At 58.9% G+C, this 16,767-nt stretch carries 18 protein-coding genes; 12 read left to right on the top strand and 6 right to left on the bottom strand.

Annotated features, from left to right (window positions below; genetic code table 11):
• Window positions 1-152: 152 nt before the first annotated feature.
• Both dprA and tldD read right to left on the bottom strand, forming a co-directional pair.
• Window positions 153-1,277, bottom strand: a complete 1,125-nt coding sequence (gene dprA / locus ACR0LI_RS12560) for a DNA-processing protein DprA (RefSeq protein WP_480718607.1) — start codon at window positions 1,275-1,277, stop codon at window positions 153-155.
• Between the two features lie 238 nt (window positions 1,278-1,515).
• Window positions 1,516-2,937, bottom strand: coding sequence for a metalloprotease TldD (tldD, locus tag ACR0LI_RS12555; protein ID WP_171724428.1), 1,422 nt, complete (start codon window positions 2,935-2,937; stop codon window positions 1,516-1,518).
• 176 nt (window positions 2,938-3,113) lie between these two features.
• On the opposite strand from tldD, the gene coxB reads away from it, so the two are divergent.
• From coxB to ACR0LI_RS12500, 11 genes are all read left to right on the top strand, one after another.
• On the top strand, window positions 3,114-4,025 hold the full coding sequence (gene coxB / locus ACR0LI_RS12550) for a cytochrome c oxidase subunit II (RefSeq protein ID WP_171636878.1): 912 nt from the start codon (window positions 3,114-3,116) through the stop codon (window positions 4,023-4,025).
• A gap of 88 nt (window positions 4,026-4,113) precedes the next feature.
• Window positions 4,114-5,064, top strand: a complete 951-nt coding sequence (gene cyoE / locus ACR0LI_RS12545) for a heme o synthase (protein WP_171636880.1) — start codon at window positions 4,114-4,116, stop codon at window positions 5,062-5,064.
• Complete coding sequence (locus ACR0LI_RS12540; protein ID WP_162896804.1) at window positions 5,061-5,222, top strand: hypothetical protein; 162 nt, start codon at window positions 5,061-5,063, stop codon at window positions 5,220-5,222. The genes cyoE and ACR0LI_RS12540 overlap by 4 nt, the downstream gene beginning before the upstream one ends.
• Window positions 5,222-5,797, top strand: coding sequence for a cytochrome c oxidase assembly protein (locus ACR0LI_RS12535; RefSeq protein ID WP_152457260.1), 576 nt, complete (start codon window positions 5,222-5,224; stop codon window positions 5,795-5,797). Before ACR0LI_RS12540 ends, ACR0LI_RS12535 begins: the two co-directional genes overlap by 1 nt.
• 22 nt (window positions 5,798-5,819) lie before the next feature.
• Window positions 5,820-6,635: a cytochrome c oxidase subunit 3 gene (locus tag ACR0LI_RS12530; RefSeq protein ID WP_152457261.1), complete on the top strand. Its 816-nt coding sequence runs from the start codon at window positions 5,820-5,822 to the stop codon at window positions 6,633-6,635.
• 157 nt (window positions 6,636-6,792) lie between these two features.
• Window positions 6,793-7,470, top strand: coding sequence for an SURF1 family protein (locus ACR0LI_RS12525; RefSeq protein ID WP_480718606.1), 678 nt, complete (start codon window positions 6,793-6,795; stop codon window positions 7,468-7,470).
• A complete protein-coding gene (gene thrC / locus ACR0LI_RS12520) occupies window positions 7,467-8,855 on the top strand; it encodes a threonine synthase (RefSeq protein ID WP_480718605.1) in 1,389 nt (462 codons plus the stop codon). The genes ACR0LI_RS12525 and thrC overlap by 4 nt, the downstream gene beginning before the upstream one ends.
• Entirely contained in the window at window positions 8,852-10,114 is a 1,263-nt protein-coding gene (locus ACR0LI_RS12515; protein WP_209834968.1) for a M16 family metallopeptidase, read from the top strand. The genes thrC and ACR0LI_RS12515 overlap by 4 nt, the downstream gene beginning before the upstream one ends.
• The gene (locus ACR0LI_RS12510; protein ID WP_171636888.1) at window positions 10,114-10,698 is read left to right on the top strand and encodes a GNAT family N-acetyltransferase; all 585 of its coding nucleotides are present in this window, start codon (window positions 10,114-10,116) and stop codon (window positions 10,696-10,698) included. Before ACR0LI_RS12515 ends, ACR0LI_RS12510 begins: the two co-directional genes overlap by 1 nt.
• Window positions 10,699-10,800: 102 nt before the next feature.
• On the top strand, window positions 10,801-11,619 hold the full coding sequence (locus ACR0LI_RS12505) for an MBL fold metallo-hydrolase (protein WP_210093517.1): 819 nt from the start codon (window positions 10,801-10,803) through the stop codon (window positions 11,617-11,619).
• A 38-nt stretch (window positions 11,620-11,657) separates the two neighbouring features.
• Window positions 11,658-13,073, top strand: a complete 1,416-nt coding sequence (locus ACR0LI_RS12500; protein ID WP_480718604.1) for an FAD-binding oxidoreductase — start codon at window positions 11,658-11,660, stop codon at window positions 13,071-13,073.
• Window positions 13,074-13,109: 36 nt separating this feature from the next.
• On the opposite strand, the gene ACR0LI_RS12495 is transcribed toward ACR0LI_RS12500, so the two are convergent.
• On the bottom strand, window positions 13,110-13,592 hold the full coding sequence (locus ACR0LI_RS12495; protein ID WP_117869700.1) for a fasciclin domain-containing protein: 483 nt from the start codon (window positions 13,590-13,592) through the stop codon (window positions 13,110-13,112).
• A gap of 170 nt (window positions 13,593-13,762) precedes the next feature.
• The gene (locus ACR0LI_RS12490) at window positions 13,763-14,302 is read right to left on the bottom strand and encodes an adenine phosphoribosyltransferase (RefSeq protein ID WP_171636894.1); all 540 of its coding nucleotides are present in this window, start codon (window positions 14,300-14,302) and stop codon (window positions 13,763-13,765) included.
• Window positions 14,303-14,740: 438 nt separating this feature from the next.
• On the opposite strand from ACR0LI_RS12490, the gene ACR0LI_RS12485 reads away from it, so the two are divergent.
• Entirely contained in the window at window positions 14,741-14,914 is a 174-nt protein-coding gene (locus ACR0LI_RS12485; protein ID WP_210093516.1) for a hypothetical protein, read from the top strand.
• Between the two features lie 7 nt (window positions 14,915-14,921).
• Here the strand turns inward: ACR0LI_RS12485 and ACR0LI_RS12480 are convergent, their stop codons facing one another.
• Both ACR0LI_RS12480 and ACR0LI_RS12475 read right to left on the bottom strand, forming a co-directional pair.
• Entirely contained in the window at window positions 14,922-15,551 is a 630-nt protein-coding gene (locus ACR0LI_RS12480) for a LysE family translocator (protein WP_171636898.1), read from the bottom strand.
• A gap of 286 nt (window positions 15,552-15,837) precedes the next feature.
• Window positions 15,838-16,710, bottom strand: a complete 873-nt coding sequence (locus ACR0LI_RS12475; protein WP_171636900.1) for an S-methyl-5'-thioadenosine phosphorylase — start codon at window positions 16,708-16,710, stop codon at window positions 15,838-15,840.
• Window positions 16,711-16,767 lie beyond the last annotated feature (57 nt).

Genomic DNA, 16,767 nt, shown 5'->3' with positions numbered 1-16,767 from the left:
GCTCGACGAATTTGGCGCCTTCTATGGTGGTGCAAAATGTGTGGGGCAAGCGGGAATTGTCAATGCGTTCCTTTCGTCGGTGGAAAAGCGCCGTGATTTCAGTGCGCTATCACAAATCTTCAGAAACCGGGCACGCCGGAACGAGGGTACGATCAACTTGCCAGCGACAACAGACCTCCGGGCTGACGCTGGATTCGCCCATCAAGTTCAAGGTCGATCAGCGCCGGTCCAAGCTCACCGGCCGAGGCCGCGATATCCCGCAGCAATTGATCTTCGGCGATGGGCGAGGGGCCAAGCCGCGCGATGATTTGCTCGTGCAGGTCTCTTGCAGGACGCACGATTGGTTCCGAGGGCGGTTCGATTGGCCGGCAAATCAGGTCGTCCTGCCTCGGCAAGGCTTCAATAACGTCTTCAGCAGATCGGACAAGTGTGGCGCCGTCACGAATCAACAGATTGCAACCGGCGGCCCGCGCGTCGAACGGATGGCCGGGAACGGCCAGAACCTCGCGCCCCTGATCCAGTGCGTCCCGTGCCGTGATCAGACTGCCGGACTTGGCGGCTGCCTCGACGACGACAACCGCCTGCGCAAGCCCCGAAATGATCCGATTTCGGCGTGGAAAGTGCCGGGCCTGGGGTGTTACGCCCATCGGTTGTTCCGAAATCCGCAAGCCGCGGGACGCGATGTCATGGGCCAGTTCCGTGTTTTCGGCGGGATAGATCACATCAACGCCACCGGCCATGACTGCCACGGTGCCGGTCTCCAGCGCGGCCATATGTGCGGCTGTATCGATGCCACGCGCCAGGCCAGAGACGATTACGTGCCCCTTGCTGCCCAGTTCGGTGGCCAGGCCACGTGCCATCCGCGCGCCGAGCGAGGAACAGTTTCGCGCGCCGACCATCGCAATCGTTGGCTTTTGCAGCAGCGAAACGTCTCCGATCGCCCAAAGCAGCGGCGGGGCTTCGCTGAGTCCAGCCAGGGCCGCGGGGAAATCAGCGGACCCAAGGCACAAAAGCCGCGCTTTAGCGGCTTTTGCGGCCCTGAGTTCCGCCTCGATCACGCCGGGGGGGCAGGTTTCATACCCTTTTATACCGGCGGCGCGTGCCATTTCAGGCAGCGCGGCCAGCGCGTTCTGCGCTGAGCCATGTTCGCGAAGCAGCCGACGAAATGTCGCCGGACCGACCTTGCGAGAACGCAACAGACGAAGCCACGAGAACCGGTCCTCTTCCGTGGTGGGTGGGAGTGGGGGGTGATTGGAAGAAAGCTGCTCTTCGGTCATCCGTTGCTCCGCCTTGTTGCAGAACTGGTTTACGGGACAGGCAGTTAACAGCTTGTGAATCGTCGAAAATTAGAACTGTTTTTTTGCAATTCTGTCAGAGAAAAGCATAGAACACATTGATAATAAGCAAAATAAATAATGCTCAGTCAGAAAGGGCGCTTTGGTCGCCTAAGGCAATTTTCGCGAAAAAAGAGACGCTGGGTTAACCCTGCGCCTCCGGGAATGCGCCGCTTCCGACTCAGGCGGCCGAACCACCGACAGTCAGCCCGTCCATCAGCACGGTCGGCTGGCCAACACCCACCGGCACCCATTGCCCGTCCTTGCCACAGGTTCCCATACCTGGGTCCAGCGCCATATCGTTGCCCAGCCCGCGGATGCGTTTCAAGGCCGACGGCCCGTCACCGATCAACGTGGCGCCCTTGACCGGCGCGCCGATTTTGCCGTTTACGACACGATATGCCTCGGTGCACGAGAAAACGAACTTGCCGTTGGTGATGTCCACCTGACCCCCGCCGAATCCAACGGCCCAGATGCCGTCCTTGATATCAGCCACCAGGGCCTGCGGGTCGGCTTCGCCACCCAGCATGATCGTGTTGGTCATGCGCGGCATGGGTTTGTGCGCATAGCTCTGCCGCCGCCCGTTACCCGTAGGAGCAACCCCCATCAGTCGCGCATTCTGGCGGTCCTGCATGTATCCGGTCAATATACCGTCTTCGATCAGCACCGTGCGCGCGCTGGGCGTGCCCTCATCATCCACGGTGATCGAGCCGCGACGATCAGCAATCGTGCCGTCATCCACCACGGTCACGCCTTTCGAAGCAATCTGCTGCCCCATCAACCCGGCAAAGGCCGAGCTGCCCTTGCGGTTGAAGTCGCCTTCCAGGCCGTGGCCGATGGCCTCGTGCAGCAGGATGCCCGGCCAGCCGGGGCCAAGCGCGACTTCCATGACACCGGCCGGTGCAGGAACCGCGTCCAGGTTGACTAGTGCGATACGCAGGGCTTCGCGGGCCTTGGCCTGCCAGTCGGCGGGGTCGATCAACCCGCTCAGGCCAACCCGGCCACCACCACCGGCGGATCCGCTTTCGCGGCGTCCGTTCTGTTCGACAATGACCGACACGTTCACGCGGGTCATGGGGCGCACATCGCGGACCATCACACCATCGGGGCGCAGAATCTCGACCTCTTGCACGGCTGCCGCGATCGTGGCGCTGACCTGAACCACACGCGGGTCCAGATCGCGGGCGAAGGCGTCGATCTCACGCAATGTCTCGATCTTGACCGGGAAAGCGGCAGAATCAATCGGGTCTTCGTCCGTATAGAGGCGCGTATTGGTGGAGCGCGGAGCATCCGCCAAGACCCCGCCGCCATCCCCGACAGCCAGTCTTGCTGTTTCCGCCGCCCGTTTCAGGGCAGGAATCGAGACGTCTGTGGAATGCGCATATCCAGCCACTTCACCTTGTACGGCACGCAGCCCGAACCCTTCCGACGCATCGTAAGACGCGGTGCGCAGACGGCCGTCATCGAACACGAGAGACTCGGATTTTCGCCGCTCGACAAACAGCTCTCCGTCCTCGGCCCCGTCCGTGGCCGAGCGCAAAATGGCAAGCGCTTCATCGTGTGGTAGAGCGCTTTCAAACGGGCGAAACGGGGCGTCGGACATGGGTTGCGACCTTTCGGGTTTGATCCAGATCAAAAATAGCGTCTGTTTGACGCAAGCATTTTGCTTTATCTACCCGACGGAATATGGTTTTTAACGCGGCCAAAGACAACGGGAGAGGTGCGACCGATTCACACCTTTTCGCCAGGGACGCAAAGATCAAACGATCAGGACAGAACATGAAGAATGCTTTGATGCTTTCAGGGTTTATGACAGCCCTCTCCAGCCTTCCAGCCATGGCTCAGGAGCTTGAGATTATTGGCAAGCCGGTTGACGGCGGTATGGGCTTTCAGCCCGCGGCCACCAGCCTTGCCACGGGAATTCAGCGTCTGGACGGCATGATTCTGGTGATCATCACCGTCATCTGCCTGCTGGTTGCCGGCCTGCTGGTTTATTGCATCGTGCGTTACAACGAACGCGTTAACCCGAAACCGGCGCGTTTTTCACACTACACCCCGGTTGAGATTGCATGGACCCTTGGCCCGATCCTGATTCTGGTCTTCATCGGTGCGTTTTCGCTGCCGGTTCTGTTCAAACAGCAGGAAATTCCGGAAGGCGACATCACCATCAAAGTCGTGGGCAACCAGTGGTACTGGACCTATGAATATGTTGATCACGATTTTGCCTTTGACAGCTACCTGCTGGGCCATCCGGCCACTCTGGACGAGGGCGCGCGCCCGGCCGACGCGGATGTGACTCCGTTTGTTCTGGATGACGCCATGCGCGCCAAGCTGGCAGATGCGGGTTACAGCGAAGACGAATGGCTGCTGGCCACCGACACTGCCGTTGTTGTCCCGGTTGGCAAGGTTGTCGTGATGCAGGTTACCGCATCTGACGTGATTCACTCCTGGACTATCCCGTCCTTCGGCGTGAAGCAGGATGGCGTGCCCGGGCGTCTGGCGGAACTTTGGTTCGAGGCCGAGAAGGAAGGCATCTATTTCGGTCAGTGTTCGGAACTCTGCGGCAAAGACCACGCTTATATGCCGATCACCGTGAAAGTCGTCAGCCAGGAAGCGTATGACCAGTGGCTGCAAGGTGCGATCGAAGAATATGCCGGTCTGCCGCAAAGCTATCAGGTTGCTTCGAACTGAGCACACTGAGGGCGGGTAAAAGCCCGCCTGACACGAAATGCAGGCTGTGCGGGCTGACCGCGCAGCTTTCGCCCCAGAAGGACCCGAGATGACCGACGCAAGCATCAATGCCAGCACAGCGACCGCCCACGCGGACGAGGCCAGCTTTGGCGATTACTTCGCCCTGCTGAAGCCGCGCGTGATGTCTCTGGTCGTGTTCACGGCGCTGGTCGGTCTGCTGGCGGCCCCGGTTCCGGTCCACCCCTTTGTCGGGTTCTGCGCCATTCTGTTCATCGCCATCGGTGGCGGTGCATCGGGTGCGCTGAACATGTGGTGGGATGCGGATATCGACAAGGTGATGAAACGCACCAAAGGTCGCCCGATCCCCTCCGGCAAGGTAGAGGAGGGTGAGGCGATGGCCATCGGCCTGACCCTGTCGGGCCTGTCGGTCATCATGCTGGGCCTTGCGACCAACTGGTTCGCAGGTGCGTTTCTGGGCTTCACAATCTTTTTCTATGTCGTTGTCTACACGATGTGGCTGAAGCGCTCGACCCCGCAGAACATCGTGATCGGTGGTGCGGCGGGCGCTTTCCCTCCGGTGATCGGCTGGGTGGCTGCTACCGGGTCCATGGAGGTTGAACCGTGGCTGATGTTCGCCCTGACCTTCATGTGGACACCGCCGCATTTCTGGGCACTCGCGCTGTTCATGCGCTCGGACTATGATGACGCGGGCGTGCCTATGCTGACCGTCACACATGGTCGCCGTGCGACGCGTGTACACATTCTCGTCTATACGGCCCTGCTGGCGATACTGGCGGTGGGAACCGCGTTCTCTGGCATCGGTGGTCCCATCTATCTGACCGTGGCTTTGGTGTTGAACGCGTTGTTCCTGCGCGGCGCCTGGCAAATTTCACGTCGGACCGAGGATGACTCGGAGGCCGATAATTTCAAGGTCGAACGCAGCTTTTTCAAGCTTTCGCTGCTCTACCTCTTCCTGCATTTCGGCGCTATTCTGGCCGAAGCCTTGCTGAAACCCTATGGTTTGGGAGGATGGTCATGAGCCTGCGCAAAAGCCATGAACTGCATCAGCGTCGGTTCAGCCGCAATCTGGGCGTCGGCCTGACGCTGGCTGCCTTTATCGTGATCATTTTCGGCCTGACGATCGTCAAGGTCTCGGGTACTGACTTCAACATGGCCACACAGGAGGTCCAGAACTGATGGCTTTGTCTGGTCCACAGAAAACGGTCGCTCAAACCGTGGGTGTGGTTGTCCTGATGGGTAGCCTGGCCTGGGCGGCGGTACCATTCTACGACTGGTTCTGCCGCGTGACCGGATTTGGCGGTACAACCGGTGTGGCCGAAGCCGCCCCCGAAGACATTCTGGACCGCACGGTCACCGTACGGTTTGATGCGTCCAAGGCCAAAAACATGGCCTGGGAATTCAAACCGGTCGTTCGCGAGATGGAAGTGCGCATCGGCGAGACCGGACTGGCTTTCTATGAGGCCTACAACCCAACGGATCGTCCAATAGCGGGTCAGGCCTCATACAATGTGGCACCCTATTCGGCGGGCGGGTATTTTCAAAAAATTGCCTGTTTCTGCTTTGAAGAGCAGGTGCTGCAACCCGGCGAGCGGGTAGAGATGCCGGTGACCTTCTTCGTCGATCCTGAAATGGTCGAAGATCTTGAAGCAAAGTATGTTCATACGATCACGCTGTCGTATACATTCTACGAAATTGACCTGCCAGAGGGCTATGCCGCCCTTGAAGCGCAGGCAGAAACAAACACGAACTAACGCCTGTAGGTGAGGGACGCTGATGGCACACGCTAAAAACCATGATTATCACATTCTGGCCCCGTCGATCTGGCCTCTGATCGGAGCTGTCGGCGGCTTTGTGATGTTGTTCGGAGCCGTCCTTTGGATGCACGGATTGACCCCGTGGATGTTCTGGGCCGGTCTGGTCGCAGTTCTTTACACCATGTTCGCTTGGTGGTCCGAAGTTGTTGTCGAAAGCCGCCAGGGGGATCACACCCCTGTGGTTCGCATCGGTCTGCGGTACGGTTTCATCCTGTTCGTCATGTCCGAGGTGATGTTCTTCTTTGCCTGGTTCTGGTCGTTCTTCAAACATCGCATGTACCCGATGTACGACTATGCCGGCACCGAATACATCCAGCCGGACATCCACGCGGTTGACCCGTTCCACCTGCCGCTGATCAACACTCTGGTTCTGCTGCTGTCGGGCTGTGCTATCACCTGGGCCCACCACGCGCTGGTGCATGACAACGACCGCAAAGCGCTGATCAACGGTCTGGCCATCGGTATCGTTCTGGGCATTGCCTTTACCGGTTTGCAGGCGTTCGAATACTATGAGCTGCTGGCCCATGAAGGCTGGAAATTTGGCGATGATCAGTTCTATTCGAACTTCTTCATGGCGACCGGTTTCCATGGTTTCCACGTCATCATCGGCACCATCTTTCTGTCGGTCTGCCTGATCCGGGCCCTCAAAGGCGACTTCACACCGGAAAAGCATGTCGGGTTCGAAGCGGCGGCCTGGTACTGGCATTTCGTTGACGTTGTCTGGCTGTTCCTGTTTTTTGCAGTCTACATCTGGGGCCAGGCCCCGCTGATGTAAGCCAGATCAGTTGATCAAATTGCTAAAGCCGCCCTTGAGGGGCGGCTTTTTCTCTGTTCCGGGCGCAAGATTGCGCCCCATACAATTGCGTGGTTGCAATTTGGCCCACACGCCCCTTAACAAGACGCCGGTTCCTGAAACGAGGTTCGACCCTGCCATGCGCCGCATTCTGTTCCTGCTGATCTTCGGCCTCGCCGGTTTGGGCGTTCTGCTGTCGCTGGGTACCTGGCAGATGCAGCGTCTGGCCTGTAAACAGGAGCTGTTGGCAGAGATTGAAAGCCGCATTTCAGCCGACCCTATCGCCTTGCCCCGGCAGGTTTCAGAGGACACCGACAAATACCTTCCGATAACGGTTTCGGGTGAGATGGAACCAGGCGAAATCCATGTTCTTGTTTCGGTCAAACAGGTCGGGGCAGGGTATCGCATCATCCAATCGTTCAGCACCGAGGACCGCACAATTCTGGTCGATCGGGGGTTTGTGCCGACAACTGCAAAACAGGCGTCGCGTCTGACCGGTCCGATGGAGATCACCGGCAACCTGCACTGGCCGGATGAGGTCGACAGCTATACGCCCGAGCCCGATATTGACGACAACATCTGGTTTGCCCGGGACGTGCCCAATCTGGCCGCCGCGCTGGGGGCCGAACCGGTGTTACTGATTGCACGGTCTCAGACCGACCCGAACGTGACGCCTTTGCCGGTGGATACGGCGGGGATTCCAAACGATCACCTGCAATATGCAATCACCTGGTTTGGCTTGGCTCTGGTTTGGGCTGTGATGACCGGTTATTTCCTGTGGCGCAATCGCGCCCCTTCTGAGAGTGAAGAGCAATGAAATACATCTCGACCCGTGGCCAAGCGCCAGAACTGACCTTTGAAGAGGCGATGCTGACCGGATTGGCCCGCGATGGGGGGCTTTATCTGCCCGCCGAGATCCCTGTGATGAGCCATGACGAGATCGCGGCGCTTGCTGGTCTGCCCTATGAAGACATCGCGTTCCGTGTGATGTGGCCCTATGTCAGCGGCTCCTTTGCAGAGGATGAGTTCAAGCAGATCATCGCGCGTGCCTACGAGGGTTTTGGTCATGACGCCCGCGCGCCGCTGAAGCAGCTGAACGAGAATCACTTCTTGCTGGAGCTCTTCCACGGCCCCACGCTGGCCTTCAAAGACTTTGCCATGCAGTTGATCGGCCAGCTGTTCCAGGTGGCCCTGAAACGGCGCAATGACCGCGTGACCATCGTGGGCGCGACCAGCGGCGACACCGGTTCTGCCGCGATTGAGGCGTTCCGGGGGCTGGATGCCGTGGATGTGTTCATCCTGTTCCCGCATGGCCGCGTGTCCGAGGTGCAGCGTCGCCAGATGACGACGCCTGCGGACAGCAACGTTCATGCCTTGGCCGTGGATGGCGATTTCGATGATTGTCAGGCCGCGCTGAAAGATATGTTCAACGATTTCGACTTCCGCGACGGGGTCAAGCTGGCAGGTGTGAACTCGATCAACTTCGCCCGGGTGCTGGCGCAGATCGTTTATTATTTCTCGGCCGCCGTCAGCCTCGGCGCGCCGCACCGCAAGGTCAGTTTCACTGTGCCGACCGGCAATTTCGGCGACATCTTCGCAGGCTATCTGGCCAAGCGCATGGGCTTGCCCATCGACCGTTTGGTCGTTGCAACCAACCAGAATGACATCCTGCACCGCTGTCTGTCGGGTGAGGGGTATTTCAAGGGCGACACCATCCCCTCGATCAGCCCGTCGATGGACATTCAGGTCAGCTCGAACTTTGAGCGGGCGTTGTATTACGCCTATGGCGAGGACGGCGGTGCCGTGGCGCAGCTGATGGACGAGCTCAAAAATGGCGGCTTCAACGTCAGCCAGGGCGCGATGGAAGCGCTGCGCGAGAGTTTCGACTCGGGCCGAGTGTCCGAGGAGGAAACGCTGGCGACGATCCGGCATACGCTTGCCCACAGCGCGGAACTGGTCTGCCCGCACACTGCGGTCGGGATCAAGGTCGGCGAAGACCACCGTGCCACCGATACCCCGATGATCACCTTGGCGACCGCGCATCCCGCCAAGTTCCCAGCGGCGGTCGAGAGGGCGAGCGACGTGCATCCACCTCTTCCATCCCGCATGTCTGATCTGTATGAACGTCCGGAACGGGTGACCCGCATCGCCAATGATCTGGGTGCCCTTGAGGATCATATAAAAAGGCACATCGCTGAGTGACTGTCAGACAAGACCAACTGAAGAACGGGTTTCGTATCGTCAGTGAACATATGCCGGGGCTGCAATCTGCGGCCATCGGCATCTGGGTAACCGCCGGTGGGCGGCATGAGCGGATCGAACAGAACGGAATCGCGCATTTCCTTGAACATATGGCGTTCAAGGGAACAGAGCGCCGTTCGGCGCTGCAAATCGCCGAGGCGATCGAGGATGTTGGCGGGTATATCAACGCCTATACCTCGCGCGAGGTAACGGCCTATTACGCGCGCGTTCTGAAGGACGACGTGGCGCTGGCGATGGACGTGATCGGCGACATCGTTCTGAACCCGGTTTTCGACCCGCGCGAAATCGAGGTCGAACGCGGCGTGATCCTTCAGGAGATCGGCCAGGCCTATGACACGCCCGACGATGTGATCTTTGACTGGTTGCAGGAGCAGAGCTATCACGACCAGCCTTTGGGCCGAACCATTCTGGGACCATCCGAACGGGTCAGTGCGTTTTCACGAGAAGACCTCTCTGGCTTCGTAGCAGAGCATTATGGCCCCGATCAGATGATCCTGTCCGCTGCCGGTGCCGTGGATCACGATCAGCTGATAAAAATGGCCGAAGAGATGTTCGGTCATCTGCAACCACGCACCGGGCTGATCGCTGACCCTGCGCGCTTTACCGGTGGTGAAGCACGGCAGGAGAAAAAGCTGGAGCAGGCCCATTTTGCACTTGCGCTGGAAAGCCCGGGCTATCGCGACGATGCGATCTATACGGCGCAGATATATTCGACGGCTCTGGGTGGCGGCATGTCCTCACGGCTGTTCCAGGAGGTGCGTGAAACACGCGGGCTCTGCTATACGATCTTTGCCCAGACTGGTGCCTATGCGGATACCGGTACGACGACGATCTACGCCGGTACCTCGGCAGATCAGGTGGCAGAGCTTGCCACCATCACCATCGACGAGATGAAGCGCGCAGCAGAGGACATGACCACGGAAGAGGTTGCCCGTGCCCGTGCGCAGATGAAAGCCGGGATGTTGATGGGGCTGGAAAGCCCGTCAAACCGGGCCGAACGGCTGGCGCGGCTGGTTCAGATCTGGGGGCGGGTCCCGTCTCTGGAAGATACGGTGGCCAAGATCGATGCGGTCAGCACCGAAAATGTGCGCGTATTTGCCGAGCAGATGGCCGTCAACGCACCTGCCGCTTTGGCGCTGTACGGGCCGGTTTCGGGGGCGCCGACATTGGCCGAACTACAGGAGAGGCGGGCGGCGTGATGCTGTTGGGCAGACGCAAGCTGAAACTCGAGACTGCGCGGCTCAGCCTGCGCCCGCCTGTACATTCCGACTTCAACGATTGGGCCGCGTTGCGGCGAGCCTCGAAAGGTTACCTGACGCCTTGGGAACCGATCTGGGCCAAGGACCACCTGAGCCGCAAATCCTTTACCAACCGTGTGTATTGGGCACAACGTTCGGTAGCGGCCGGGACGGCAATTCCGCTTTTTCTGTTTCGCCGTGAAGATGACGTGTTGGTTGGGGCCATCACGCTGGACAACATTCGGCGCGGTCCCGCACAGGCGGGCACATTGGGGTACTGGACCGGTCAGGCCTTTGCCCGACAAGGGTATATGCGTGAAGCCATCGGCGCGATGGTTCACCATGCCTTTACCCGTTTGGACCTGAGCCGGATTGAAGCCGCCTGCCTGCCGGAAAACCGGGCGTCGCGCGGGTTGCTGGAAAGCTCGGCCTTCAAATACGAGGGCGTGGCGCAGTCGTATTTGCAAATCAACGGGCGGTGGCGGACGCATGTTCTGTATGCCAGCCTGCGGTCTGACCGGCGTGGAAAAACCGACGCGGGATAGGGGGCGCTGCCCCCGTCGCGGCAAGCCGCGCCTCCCCCGGGATATTTGGGGCCAGATGAACAAGGGGCATGACTTGTTGTCTTTCTGCGCTACACTCGGGGTATGCGCTGGTTGATTGCGGCATTAATGGTGATTTCGGGCGGGGCCGCTGCGCAGGAGCGACGGCCAAGTCATTGTGTCGCCATTGCCGATGCGGCGCCCGGAATCGAGTATCTGCACAGGGCGGCCTGGCAGGATCCGGTGCCGGAATTCTCGGTGCGGATTAGCTATATCGCGCATGCCTCTTTCATGATCCAGACCCGCGGCGGGCTGAATGCGGTGACGGATTTTACCGGATTTATCGGCAGCGCAAACCTGATCCCCGACGTGGTGACGATGAACCATGCCCACGGCACGCATTGGACGGCGCATCCCGACCCGGCCATTCCGCATGTTCTCCCGGGGTGGGGAGAGTTCGGGAAAGGTATCGAGCATCATCTGGATCTGGGTGAGATGCTGGTGCGCAATGTCTCGACCGATATCCGGTCTGTATATGGTGGGGTCGAAGAACGCGGCAATTCGATTTTTGTGTTCGAGGTTGAGGGGTTGTGCATAGGTCATCTGGGGCATTTGCATCATGTCCCTTCGGATGAACAGTTTGCCGCGCTCGGGCGGCTGGATGTGGTCATGGCCGCCGTGGATGGCGGGACCACGATGCCTTTGCCCGATATGATTGCGGTTCTGAAACGGCTGAAAAGTTCTGTCATCATTCCGATGCACTGGTTCTCGCAGTTTTCGCTGGATCGCTTCCTGGTGGATATCAGGGATACATTTCCGGTTGAGCGCGGCGGGGTGTCGGAGATCACCGTGTCGTTGCGGAACCTTCCGGACCGCCCCACGGTTGTGGTGCTTGAGCCGCGCTATCTGATTGATCTTGAATAAGGCTTGCGGCAACCGCATCGCTTGGGCATTGGAGGCGTATGAGTTTGAACCCCGCTGATGACCGTTTTGCCGCGCTGCTCCGTTCGAAACTGGGCGACGGTGTCCTGCGCCCCGTAGAGGAACGGTATTTGGAAGAACCGCGCGGGCGTTTTTCGGGACGGGTCGGTCTGCTGGCCTTGCCGCGAAACACCGATGAGGTGGCGCAGCTGGTAAAATTGGCTGCACAGGCACAGGTTCCGATTGTTCCATATGGCGGCGGCACTGGCCTGGTCGGCGGGCAGGTGATGTCGGCGGGGCCTGCGCCGTTGGTGATCTCGTTGGAACGGATGACCGTCATCCGGTCTGTCTTTCCAACCGAGAACGTTCTGGTCGCCGAAGCCGGGGCTATTCTTCAAGATGTTCAGGCCGCAGCCGAGGCGGTAAACCGGTTGTTTCCTTTGTCATTGGCGGCGCAGGGATCCTGCCGGATCGGGGGCAACCTGTCGACCAACGCAGGGGGCGTCAACGTTTTGCGGTATGGCAACGCGCGCGACCTGTGCCTGGGGCTTGAGGCGGTGCTGCCCAGTGGTGAGATCTGGCATGGCCTCAGCCGGCTGCGAAAGGACAACACCGGCTATGACTTGCGCAACCTGCTGATTGGGGCCGAGGGGACGCTGGGGATCATCACTGCCGCATCGCTGAAGCTGTTCCCGCGACCCACCGGTGTCGGGACCGCGGTGTTTCAGGTGGCTTCTCCCGAAGCGGCGATCGACCTGCTGGCTTTGGCGCGGGACAAGGTGGGTGAGGCCGTCAGCACGTTTGAACTGATCCACCGGCAAGGGCTTGATTTCCTGACCGAGGTTCTGCCGGATGTCCGTCAGCCGTTCGCCTCGCCCCCGGAGTGGAGCGTTTTGATCGAGCTGGGTCTGGCTGATGGGCAATCACCATTTGCCGCGTTGGAGGAACTCTTTGTTCGCGCTGAAGAACTCGGTCAGGTTCAGGACGGAGTAATCGCCCAAAGTGAAGCGCAGAGAGCCGATTTGTGGGCGGTGCGCGAACGCATTCCCGAAGCCAATCGTCTGATCGGGTCAGTGTCGAGCCATGATATCTCGATCCCGATTTCCAGAATTCCCGATTTCATTTGCGAAGGCAGAGAATTGATTGCACGCCTGGGGCCCTTCCGGATCAATTGCTTTGGTCATCTTGGTGACGGCAACCTGCATTACAACGTGTTCCCGCCCAAAGGGCGATACCGATCGGAATTTGATGATCAAAGAGGCGCGATCAAGCAGGCCGTCCATGATCTGGTCTATTCCTTCGACGGTTCGGTCAGTGCCGAACATGGGGTCGGGCGCCTAAAGACCAGCGATTTGGAACGCTACTGCGATCCAGCCAAGCTGGGCGCGATGCGGGCCATCAAGCGGGCATTGGACCCGCAGGGCATCATGAATCCCGGCGCGGTTCTGAAAGGGTGAACACGGCCCGAACGTCGGACCGTGCCCGGTTGATTCCTACGATGCAGGCAGGATCACCTTGTCGATCACATGGATCACGCCGTTCTTGGTTTCGATGTCGGCCTGAACCACGTTGGCGTCATTCACCATCACACCCGAATCCAGATCGATCGTGATATCGCCGCCTTGTACGGTTGCAGCCGTCATGTCATCGCTCAGATCACCTGACATCACTTTGCCCGGCACGACATGGTAGGTCAGAATGGCAACCAGCTGATCCTTGTTTTCGGGCTTCAGCAAGTTTTCGACGGTGCCTTCTGGCAAAGCCGCGAACGCGTCATCGGTGGGGGCAAACACGGTGAACGGGCCTTCGCCTTTAAGTGTGTCCACCAGTTCGGCGGCCTGAACTGCCGCGACGAGTGTTTCAAAGCTGCCAGCGGCGACGGCTGTGTCGACAATGTCCTTGCCGTGACCATCGGCGAATGCAGCAGTGCTGAACAGGATCGAGGCGACACCGGCGGCGGCGAATTTGCGGAACATGAGCTAAACTCCCTGGGTTGAAATGCTTCAAGCAGCATCACACAGGGTACGGGACAGCCTGACCACAAGATCACTTATATTGATCCGTTTTGCGGCTTGATCGGCGCGAAAACCAGCCTAAGCCTTTCCGGTTTTTAGTTTCCAGTCACGTTTTTGTGAAAAACTCCTGGTCAGAGTCCTTCGAATTCGCACAGGACATGCACGTCCATGCCCATCTCTTCCAACACTTTACTGCCGCCAAGCTCGGGCAGGTCAATGATGAAGGCGCACGAGACGATTTCGCCCCCAAGCCGCTCGATCAGCTTGATGCCCGCCGCTGCAGTTCCGCCCGTGGCGAGCAGATCGTCAACCACCAGAATTTTTTCGCCGGGTTGGATGGCATCGTCATGGATCTCGACGATCGCCTCTCCGTATTCCAACTTGTAGTCCTGGCTGATTGTCGTGCCGGGCAGTTTGCCTTTCTTGCGGATCGGGACAAAACCGACGCTCAACTGATGTGCAATCGCACCGCCCAGAATGAACCCGCGTGCTTCAAGCCCGACCACTTTGTCAATCTGCTCACCGGCATAGGGGTGCAGCATCTGGTCAATCGCCATCCGAAACCCACGGGGGTCGGCAAACAGGGTTGTCACATCCCGAAACATGATCCCTTCATGCGGGAAATCGACGATGGTTCGGATATAATCTTTGACAGATTTATTTCTGGACATGGACCAACCTTTTAGCGTCAAACACAGGTATTGTGTTTGGCCCAACGGGGTTGGCCATGCAAGGAACAATTCCACGGTTGGATCAGCACGGGAGTGAGGTTGCAGCGTTGAGCAGGCCAAAAACCGAGGCAACTTGTGCGCCGGCCAAGATAAGTCTCCGATCCATTTTCTTGCTTGCTGCCACCTGTTCCAAACAGTTCCACGCTCGAATTTCCGGTAGCGCAATGAGCAATCTGTTTGGTTTGCAATTCGACATGTCCGTGTCTCAGGCGCGGTCGGCTTCAATTGCGAGGAGCTGGCTCAAGAACGGTCCGAAGGTGGCAAGGTTCATTGTCAATGTCCTGTCCTTGCCGTTAAGTGCCCGATAACGACAAAAACTATGCTATGGATATGCACAGCATCGCCAGATAGAGCTTAACTTCGTTGGGAAAAATACACGTGGCCAGGAATGAAGGCAAAGGATCGGCCAAGAAAAACAGTCAGTTGGTCTTACGCCTCGACAGGGATGAACGTGACTCGTTTGTCGAGCTTTGCAAAGAGCTGGACACGTCGGCTGCGCGCGAAATCCGCAGATTTATCCGTGGATTCATGAAAGAGCACGCCGAAGACTGATGCGGTGTCAGGCCGGTCGGCGTAGGACCGCCGTGGCCATACCCATGCCGATCAAGGTCAACCCGCCAAACCGTGTCATCGCAGTGATTACGCTGGCGCGGCCGATCAAACGCCGCAACCTGTCTGCCAACAGGGCGTAGGCCAACGCGTTCAACCAGGCCAGCCCGACGAATGTGGCAATCAGGATGACGAACTGAGGTCCAAGCGGTTCAGCGGGGCGTATGAACTGCGGCACAAAGGCAATGAAGAAGGCAATGGATTTCGGGTTCAGGGCTGTGACGGCGGCTGCGTGGCCAAATACGCTGCGCGCTGTGACATCCCGCCCGGTGTCGACCATGTTCAATCCACCGGCTGGCGCACTGCGCAACAGCTTGATCCCAAGCCAGACCAGATAGGCCGCGCCCACCCATTTGAGAACGGAAAACAACGTGGCCGAAGCCAGAACAAGCGCGCCAAGTCCCAGCAAAGATGCGGTCATGGCCAAAAGATCGCCCACCGCCACCCCCGTGGCCGATGCGACGGCGACACTGCGCCCCTTGGACAGGGCATAGCTGAGAACCAGCAACACCGTCGGGCCGGGGAGCAGCAGCAAAGCAGTAGATGCAGCCACAAAGGCCAGCCAGACTTCAAAAGGCATGATGCGGTTCCTTTACTCAACTCAATTCATACAGATTTTCTGTCATACTACGAATTGGATTCAAGTCGACAATGTCGGATTCAATTTCCCTGTTCGAGGCGCCAAAACAGGCCAAATACGCAAAAAGCATTACGCTCGAAACCCAAGAAGTCGCAGGAAACACTTAAAGAAAAATGCCAGGGAACGTTCCGTTCTGACAAACCGGCAGGACAACAAACCTTACCAGTACCCTGTGCCAGGCCGGGTTTCGGCGCGATTTCCGGCCATCAGTAGCAAAACCGGGCGTTTACATCACACGCCCGGCCACCGCATCCAACTTGGCCATAAGCGCCGGGTCGCGCTTTTCCGGTGCGGTCAGGATCGCGTATTCCAGCGCCCGGTCGCAACCGTGCGGGCAGGGTGTTCGTTCGGCCCCCAGAAGGGACGGCAGGCCCTTGACCAGTGCGCGGCCTTTTTCGGCATTGCCGGTCAGGGTGGCGATGATCGTGGTCACGTCCACCTCGCCATGGTCCGGGTGCCAGCTGTCATAATCGGTGACCATCGCGATCGACGCGTAACACAGCTCGGCCTCGCGGGCGAGTTTCGCCTCGGGCATGTTGGTCATGCCGATCACGTCACAGCCCCATTGCTCGCGATACATCCTGGATTCCGCAAGGCTTGAAAACTGGGGGCCCTCCATCGCCAGATAGGTGCCGCCCCGGTGGATTGTGATGCCAGCGGCCTTACCTGCCGTCTCGCATGCGTCCGACAGGCGTGGGCAGGTGGGATGAGCAACGCTGACATGGGCAACGCAGCCCGTTTCGAAAAAGCTTTTGTCCCGTGCAAAAGTGCGATCGATGAACTGATCGACAATCACGAAGTCACCCGGTGCCATATGTTCGCGGAACGATCCGCAGGCCGACACCGAGATCACGTCCGTCACGCCCAACCGTTTCAGCGCATCGATATTGGCGCGATAAGGTACATCGGTGGGTGAATGCACATGACCGCGCCCATGACGTGGCAGAAAGGCCATTTCGATACCGTCAAGCGACCCTGTCAGGATCTGGTCTGACGGCGTTCCCCATGGGGTCTCAACCTCTACCCATTCCGGGTTTTCCAGCCCATCGATGTCATAGATGCCCGATCCGCCGATGACGGCTATTCTGGTTTGGGTCACTGTCCTGCTCCGCCTGAATATCTGATGTTGAATTTGTGCGGGTTCAGCCCGGATTTG

This window comes from Ruegeria sp. CL7, assembly GCF_056536445.1.
Note: the sequence above shows the minus strand (reverse complement) of the source record. Positions and strands in the feature narration are given on the sequence as shown.

Bases quoted from the DNA above. Each gene is read 5' to 3' on its own strand.
- dprA (WP_480718607.1), bottom strand. From the start codon at position 1,277: ATGACCGAAGAGCAGCTTTCTTCCAATCACCCCCCACTCCCACCCACC.
- tldD (WP_171724428.1), bottom strand. From the start codon at position 2,937: ATGTCCGACGCCCCGTTTCGCCCGTTTGAAAGCGCTCTACCACACGAT.
- coxB (WP_171636878.1), top strand. From the start codon at position 3,114: ATGAAGAATGCTTTGATGCTTTCAGGGTTTATGACAGCCCTCTCCAGC.
- cyoE (WP_171636880.1), top strand. From the start codon at position 4,114: ATGACCGACGCAAGCATCAATGCCAGCACAGCGACCGCCCACGCGGAC.
- ACR0LI_RS12540 (WP_162896804.1), top strand. From the start codon at position 5,061: ATGAGCCTGCGCAAAAGCCATGAACTGCATCAGCGTCGGTTCAGCCGC.
- ACR0LI_RS12535 (WP_152457260.1), top strand. From the start codon at position 5,222: ATGGCTTTGTCTGGTCCACAGAAAACGGTCGCTCAAACCGTGGGTGTG.
- ACR0LI_RS12530 (WP_152457261.1), top strand. From the start codon at position 5,820: ATGGCACACGCTAAAAACCATGATTATCACATTCTGGCCCCGTCGATC.
- ACR0LI_RS12525 (WP_480718606.1), top strand. From the start codon at position 6,793: ATGCGCCGCATTCTGTTCCTGCTGATCTTCGGCCTCGCCGGTTTGGGC.
- thrC (WP_480718605.1), top strand. From the start codon at position 7,467: ATGAAATACATCTCGACCCGTGGCCAAGCGCCAGAACTGACCTTTGAA.
- ACR0LI_RS12510 (WP_171636888.1), top strand. From the start codon at position 10,114: ATGCTGTTGGGCAGACGCAAGCTGAAACTCGAGACTGCGCGGCTCAGC.
- ACR0LI_RS12505 (WP_210093517.1), top strand. From the start codon at position 10,801: ATGCGCTGGTTGATTGCGGCATTAATGGTGATTTCGGGCGGGGCCGCT.
- ACR0LI_RS12500 (WP_480718604.1), top strand. From the start codon at position 11,658: ATGAGTTTGAACCCCGCTGATGACCGTTTTGCCGCGCTGCTCCGTTCG.
- ACR0LI_RS12495 (WP_117869700.1), bottom strand. From the start codon at position 13,592: ATGTTCCGCAAATTCGCCGCCGCCGGTGTCGCCTCGATCCTGTTCAGC.
- ACR0LI_RS12490 (WP_171636894.1), bottom strand. From the start codon at position 14,302: ATGTCCAGAAATAAATCTGTCAAAGATTATATCCGAACCATCGTCGAT.
- ACR0LI_RS12480 (WP_171636898.1), bottom strand. From the start codon at position 15,551: ATGCCTTTTGAAGTCTGGCTGGCCTTTGTGGCTGCATCTACTGCTTTG.